The sequence below is a fragment of the Arthrobacter sp. SO5 genome, from assembly GCF_020532805.1.
Taxonomy (GTDB): Bacteria; Actinomycetota; Actinomycetes; order Actinomycetales; family Micrococcaceae; genus Arthrobacter.
In genome coordinates this window covers 76,467-82,466 of record NZ_MQTQ01000013.1, presented here as the reverse complement: position 1 = coordinate 82,466, position 6,000 = coordinate 76,467, and the positions used below count along the sequence as shown (strand labels likewise).

Here is a 6,000-nt window from a genome sequence, read left to right as displayed (position 1 = left end):
CCAGACCCCCGACGAATCCCCCGCCCCGGCCGAAGCAGCACCGCGGGAGTTGCGTTTCGCCTACGTCGCCGGCGTGACCCCCGGCAAATGGATCCGGCGCTGGGAAGAACGGATGCCTGAGGTTCCGCTGCACTCCTTCATGTCCGACGACGGGGCCCAGCTCACCGTGTTAAGCGAGGGCGCCGCGGACCTGAGCTTCGTCCGGCTTCCGGTGGAACGCGAGGGCCTGAGCGTCATTCCCCTCTACGAGGAACAGCCCGTGGTGGTGGCGCCCAAAGGGCATGAGATCTCGGTGTTCGAGGAGGTGGCCCTGGTGGACCTGGCCGCGGAGACGTTCCTGGACGTGCGCGGACTCGGCGGAGCGGAAACGGCGCTGCAGGTGGTGGCCTCCGGCGCCGGCCTCGTGGTCCTGCCGATGTCCGTGGCGCGGCACTTCAACGTCAAGGACACCGTGGCGCGCAAGCTCACAGGGGCGCCGGCGACGGAGATCGCCCTCGCCTGGCTCAGCGACACCACGGACGAAGTGATCGAGGAATTCATCGGGATTGTCCGCGGCCGGACCGCCGCGAGCTCCCGCCAGCCCTCGGCGCAGCAGGAAAAGCCGAAGAAGGAACCCAAGCCGGACCGCCGGGGGGCCGGGGTCAAGAAGCCCAAGGTGGCCCAGCGCTACGCACCGAACCCCGACAAGGGCCGCGGCAAGGGTTCCCGGAAAAAGGGCAAGCGCTAGGCCGATCTTGGCCGGAGGACCCGCCGGGCGTGCCGGTGCAGCAGCTACTTGGCGCAGGCGTCCCTGAGGGCCTTGACGGACTCCGCCGGAACCTGGTCGCCCGATGCGGCGATCTGGCGCAGCGGAGTGGTGATCTCGGACGGAACGCCTGCGGTTTCCGCACCGGCCACGAGGCCGCCGAGGAGTTCCTTGTCCTTGGCACTGACGAGGCCGTCCTCAACAAGGGCGCAGGCCTGTTTCTTCACCTCACTGCCGGCCGCCGTGGCGACTTGCGAAGCGCCGTCGCTGACCGCCTTGTTGGCGGCGTCCTGGACCTGGCCGCAGCCGGCCAGCACGATCATGAGGGATGCGGCGGACAGGGCGGCGAGGCGTCGTTTCATCGATCCAGCCTAGCGCGGTTCCACCTTGCCCGGCCCTGCGGGAACGACGCGCAGGGTGTTTCGTGACGCGCAAATTTCCTTTCGACGCGGGAATCCCGGTGTCGGCAGGCATTTTGCGCGTCGCGGGGCTGAATGTGCGTCGCGGGACCAACTCAGTCCCCGTCGGCGCCCACGCGGACACGGCGCCGGGATTGCACGCTTCTTCTGTAGATTGGATCCATGCCGATGAATGCCGCACTCGAAGGGATCTCGGACGAGGTCCCGGCCACTCACGCCCACACCGGATCGTGGGTGGCCGCTGTGTTGCGTTCTCGTATCTCGGCAGGCCAGCTCGCCCCTGGAACGAAACTCTCCGAGCAGAAACTCTCCGAGGTCCTGGGCGTTTCACGGAATACGCTGCGGGAGGCTTTCACCGTCCTCGCCGGTGAGTCCGTGGTCCTGCGCATTCCCAATCGCGGGGTGTTCGTGTCCTCGCCCCAGGCCGAGGATGTCCGTGAGATCTACCGGGTCCGCCGGCTGATAGAGCCGGCGGCCGTGCTGTGGGGGGAGTACCGTGCAGAGACACTGGATGCGCTGGGCGCCATCATCGACCGGGCCCGCGCCGCCCTGAGGGTGGGGGCCGTGACGGACATGGCCGATGCCAACCAGGATCTGCACAAGGCGCTGGTGGCGCTCTCAGGGAGTGCGTCGGTGGCCGGACTTATGGACAAGGTCCTCGCCCAGATGCGGCTCGTTTTCCACGCCATGGAAACCACGGCGGACTTCCACAGCCACTACGTGGAACTCAACGCCGCCCTCGTGGCGCAACTGCAGGCCGGCCGCAGGGAAGAAGCCGCGGCAGAGTTGCGCCGGTACCTGGATGCCGCCGAGCGCGAACTCCTAGTGCATATCGGAGCCCTTTCGCGGGATGGAAGCTCCGTGACTGACGCTTCGTGAGTTTGAGCGCTGACCACGGCAGGCCGCCGGAGTCATCGGTTCAGGGCGGACTGCCGGGACGGACTGGTCCAGGGCTTTCGGCGCCCAGTAGCCTAGGGGACCTGGTACGACGTATCGCGTGCGTCCGTAATGAGCATGTGCCCCGGGGCGTGACCAATGGCAAGTGCCGGCCTTGACTCCATGACGGCCGCCTGCGGTGTCACCCCACACGCCCAGAAGACAGGTATATGCCCGTCCGGGATCCGGACCGGGTCGCCGAAATCCGGCCGGCCCAGATCCGCGATGCCCAGTTCAGCGGGGTTGCCCACATGGACCGGGGCGCCGTGAACGGCCGGATAGCGGGACGTGATGCGGACGGCGTCGGCCACTTGGGAGGCCGGAATGGGGCGCATGGAGACCACCAGGGGGCCGGCCATTTGTCCGGCCGGTTCGCAGCGGACGGACGTGCGGTACATCGGCACGTTCACTCCCTGATCGATATGGGCCACCCGGATGCCGTTGTCCTGCAGGGCGGATTCGAAGGTAAAGCTGCACCCCACAATGAACGTCACCAGATCATTGCGCCAGTGGTCCATGAGGTCTGTCGGTTCATCGACTTTCCGGCCATCGCGGTACACCACGTACCTGGGCACATCGGTGCGGATATCCCCTCCGGCCAGCAGCACGCCGGATGTTTCTCCGGCATCCAGCACGCCCAGGACAGGGCAGGGCTTGGGGTTACGCTGCGCGAACAGCAGAACGTCGAAAGCCTGCGCCTTGGGCACGATGATCAGGTTCGCCTGCGCGTAGCCGCTGCTCCAGCCGGAGGTGGGCGTCACCAGACCGGCGCGGAACAGGGCCCGCGCGTCGGCCGGGAGCAACCCTGCGGGGTCTGCGGGATGGCCGGCGGCGGAAGGCACGTTAACCTCGGGAAGCGTCATTGGTTCTAGGCCCACAGCTTGGACAGGCTGGTCAGTGAGCTGTAGCCGAGGAACAGGGTCAGGAGCCAGGCCACGACCCCGATGGCGAGCAGGCCCTTGGGGTAGACGTAGCCCTGCATCAGGTCCCGGCGGCGCCAGGCCACCCAGAGCAGGACTCCGAACCCGACGGGGAGGATGAGGCCGTTGAAGGCACCGGCGAAGATGAGGAGCTGCTGCGGGGCCTGGCCGATCAGCAGGTAGGCCACGGTGCAGAAAGAGATGAAGCCGACGGTGATCAGGTTGCGGGTGCGGTCTTTGGTGGTGGGCTTCGTGACAAAGGAGACCGAGGTGTACGCCGCTCCGATGACGGAGGTGATGGAGGCAGCCCACAAGATGACACCGAAGACGCGCATGCCGATATCTCCTGCTGCTGCCTGGAACGCGGAAGCGGCGAGGTTGTTGCCGGTCAGGGCCACGCCGCCGGCGACGACACCGAAGATGGCCAGGAACAGCAGGATGCGCATGACGCACGTGACCATGATGCCTACGATCGAGCTCTGTGTGATTTGTTTGACGTTTTCAACGCCGGTGACGCCGGTGTCCAGCATGCGGTGGGCCCCTGCATACGTGATGTAGCCGCCGATCGTTCCGCCGATGAGGGTGGTGATGACCAGGAAGTCGACCTTCTCCGGCATCACGGTGTTCTTGAGGGCCTCACCCAGCGGCGGAGCCGAAACCACAGCCACATATAGCGTCATCAGGATCATCAGGGCACCGAGGATCACGACGATCCGGTCGAGGGCCACTCCTGCCCTCTTGCTGAGGAAGATCAGGATGGCCAGCACGGCGGACACGGCCCCGCCGATTTTGGGGTCCAGCCCCATCATGGCGTTGGTGCCGAGCCCGGTTCCGGCGATATTGCCGATGTTGAAGACGATGCCGCCGAGGAAGACGAGCGCGGCGAGGAACCAGCCAACGCCGGGGAGAACCTTGTTACCGAGCTCCTGGGCCCGCAGGCCGGAGACGCCGATGATCCGCCAGACGTTGGCCTGCACGGCAATGTCGACCAGGATGGAGACCAGGATCGCGAAGGCGAAGGCGGCGCCGAGCTGGACGGTGAAGGCCGTTGTCTGGGTGATGAACCCCGGGCCGATGGCACTGGTTGCCATGAGGAACATGGCGCCCAGCAGGGCGGATCGCCGGGCGGCCGGCTTGAGGGCGGCCTTGACGTTGGTGGATTCCATGGGGGTCCCAACAGTTGGGTGACTTGCGTCACAACGATTGTCTGCAGCCACTCTACAGACTGTTGAACAATCTACGCAAGGGATTGTTCAACAACAGGCCGGCTTTCCGCGCTGCCCACTGCCGCCCAAGGCGGCCCTGAAACCGCCCGCCACCCAGCCGGGGGCGAGCACGTCGGAGTGCGGTCAATGTCGGCTCAGTCCCCGTGGACGGCGCTCTGCTTCTCCTCCGAGCGGTCCAGGTAGGCCAGTAGCAGGTCCCCGGCGCGGTCCAGTTGACCGGCCTCCAGGGCCTTGCAGATTTTATCGTTGTCATCGAGGTAGCTGCGGTAAAAATGTGCATCCACGGTGGCTTTGTGAAAGAACAGGCGCATCTCGGCCAGCACCTGCGCCATGATGGTGTTGAGGCGCCGGCTCTCGGCCAGCGCCACGATCGCGCCGTGGAAGTGCTGGTTGGCGCTGCCGAGGGCTTCGTCGTCCGCCGCCGCCGCTGCGGCCCTGCCTTCTTCCACGGCGGCGCGGACGGCCGTCACCCGCTCCGGGCTTCCGCCGCCCCGAATGGCGCTCACTTCGATGAAACGGCGCACGGTGTACACGTCATGGATGTCGCCGGGCCCGAGGCTCGCTACGAACACTCCCCGGTTGGGGTGCCGGACCACCAGCCGCTCGGCCGCGAGCTCGGCAAAGGCCTCGCGGACGGTGTTGCGGGAAACGCCCAGCTCCTCGGAGAGGGTTGACTCGGTCAGCCGTGCGCCCGGCAGCAGCAGTCCTTCCGCCAGTTGCAGCCGCAGCTCCGCCGCCACCCGGTCCGCCACGGAGGGGACGGCCATTCGGAGCCGGGCCGCCGACCCCAGGGTCGCGCCAGCCCTGCCGGCGGCCTGCTTCGTCCCGGTGGGGGCTGAGCCGGGAATGCCGCGGAATCCTGATTCGGCGCTCGTCATACCTGAGAATTTACACGATCGTCCCATTGTGAAATCGAAGAATTGTTGAACAATCAAAGGATTTGGTGCATCCTAGAAAGGGAATGACAACGAGACGAGGATCACAAGTGGCAACCATCGACCTAAACAGCGACGTCGGCGAGTCCTACGGACGCTGGAGCCTGGGTGACGATTCGGCGATGTTCCGTTCGGTTTCCAGCGCTAATGTTGCCTGCGGATTCCATGCCGGTGACCCCAGCGTGATCCGGAAGACCTGCCGCGAGGCGGTGGCCGCCGGCGTCGTGATCGGCGCGCATGTCGGCTACCGCGACCTCGCAGGTTTCGGCCGCCGCTTCCTGGACATCGACCCGATCGAACTCGCGGACGACGTCGTCTACCAGATCGGCGCGCTGCAGGCCCTGGCCGCCGCGGAAGGCGGGAAGGTCACGTACGTCAAACCGCACGGCGGGCTCTACAACGCGATTGTGGCCCACACCGCGCAGGCGAGAGCCGTCGTCGACGCCGTAAAATCCGTCGACCCGAACCTGCCCATCCTGGGCCTGCCGGGCTCGGAAGTGCTCCGCCTGGCCGAGGCCGCCGGCCTCCGTGCGGTGACCGAAGCGTTCGCGGACCGGGCCTACAACCCGGACGGCACGCTCGTGTCCCGCACGCTCCCCGGAGCCGTCCTGCTTGACCACGCTGAGGTCATAGAGCATGTCCTCCGGATGGCCTCCGATTCGGCCGTCCGCACCATTGACGGCTCCATCCTGAAGATCCGCGCAGAGAGCATCTGCGTGCATGGGGACTCCCCGGGAGCCGTGACCATGGCGGCCTTAGTCCGCGAGGCCCTGACCGCCGCCGGGATCAGTACGAACGCATTCGTCCACGCCTAAGCGG

General features: G+C 66.6%; 7 protein-coding genes. 3 read left to right on the top strand and 4 right to left on the bottom strand.

Translation table 11 applies throughout. The annotated features are described in order from the left end of the window. Positions 1-727 (top strand): LysR substrate-binding domain-containing protein (locus tag BJG92_RS02990; RefSeq protein ID WP_232082533.1); only part of this gene is annotated, 727 nt, incomplete at its 5' end. Positions 728-771: 44 nt separating this feature from the next. Here BJG92_RS02990 and BJG92_RS02985 read toward each other — a convergent pair. Further along, positions 772-1,107, bottom strand: coding sequence for a hypothetical protein (locus tag BJG92_RS02985; protein ID WP_232082532.1), 336 nt, complete (start codon positions 1,105-1,107; stop codon positions 772-774). Positions 1,108-1,332: 225 nt separating this feature from the next. Between BJG92_RS02985 and BJG92_RS02980 the strand changes: the two genes are divergently transcribed. After that, on the top strand, positions 1,333-2,043 hold the full coding sequence (locus BJG92_RS02980) for a GntR family transcriptional regulator (RefSeq protein ID WP_374199754.1): 711 nt from the start codon (positions 1,333-1,335) through the stop codon (positions 2,041-2,043). A 92-nt stretch (positions 2,044-2,135) separates the two neighbouring features. On the opposite strand, the gene BJG92_RS02975 is transcribed toward BJG92_RS02980, so the two are convergent. The 3 genes from BJG92_RS02975 to BJG92_RS02965 all read right to left on the bottom strand — a co-directional run bounded on the left by BJG92_RS02975 (position 2,136) and on the right by BJG92_RS02965 (position 5,013). Beyond that, positions 2,136-2,963: a putative hydro-lyase gene (locus BJG92_RS02975; RefSeq protein ID WP_232082530.1), complete on the bottom strand. Its 828-nt coding sequence runs from the start codon at positions 2,961-2,963 to the stop codon at positions 2,136-2,138. A gap of 5 nt (positions 2,964-2,968) precedes the next feature. After that, on the bottom strand, positions 2,969-4,186 hold the full coding sequence (locus BJG92_RS02970; RefSeq protein WP_232082529.1) for an NRAMP family divalent metal transporter: 1,218 nt from the start codon (positions 4,184-4,186) through the stop codon (positions 2,969-2,971). 194 nt (positions 4,187-4,380) lie between these two features. Next, entirely contained in the window at positions 4,381-5,013 is a 633-nt protein-coding gene (locus BJG92_RS02965; RefSeq protein WP_232082539.1) for a GntR family transcriptional regulator, read from the bottom strand. 218 nt (positions 5,014-5,231) lie between these two features. On the opposite strand from BJG92_RS02965, the gene BJG92_RS02960 reads away from it, so the two are divergent. Continuing rightward, positions 5,232-5,996, top strand: a complete 765-nt coding sequence (locus BJG92_RS02960) for a LamB/YcsF family protein (protein WP_232082528.1) — start codon at positions 5,232-5,234, stop codon at positions 5,994-5,996. The last annotated feature ends 4 nt before the right edge of the window (positions 5,997-6,000 follow it).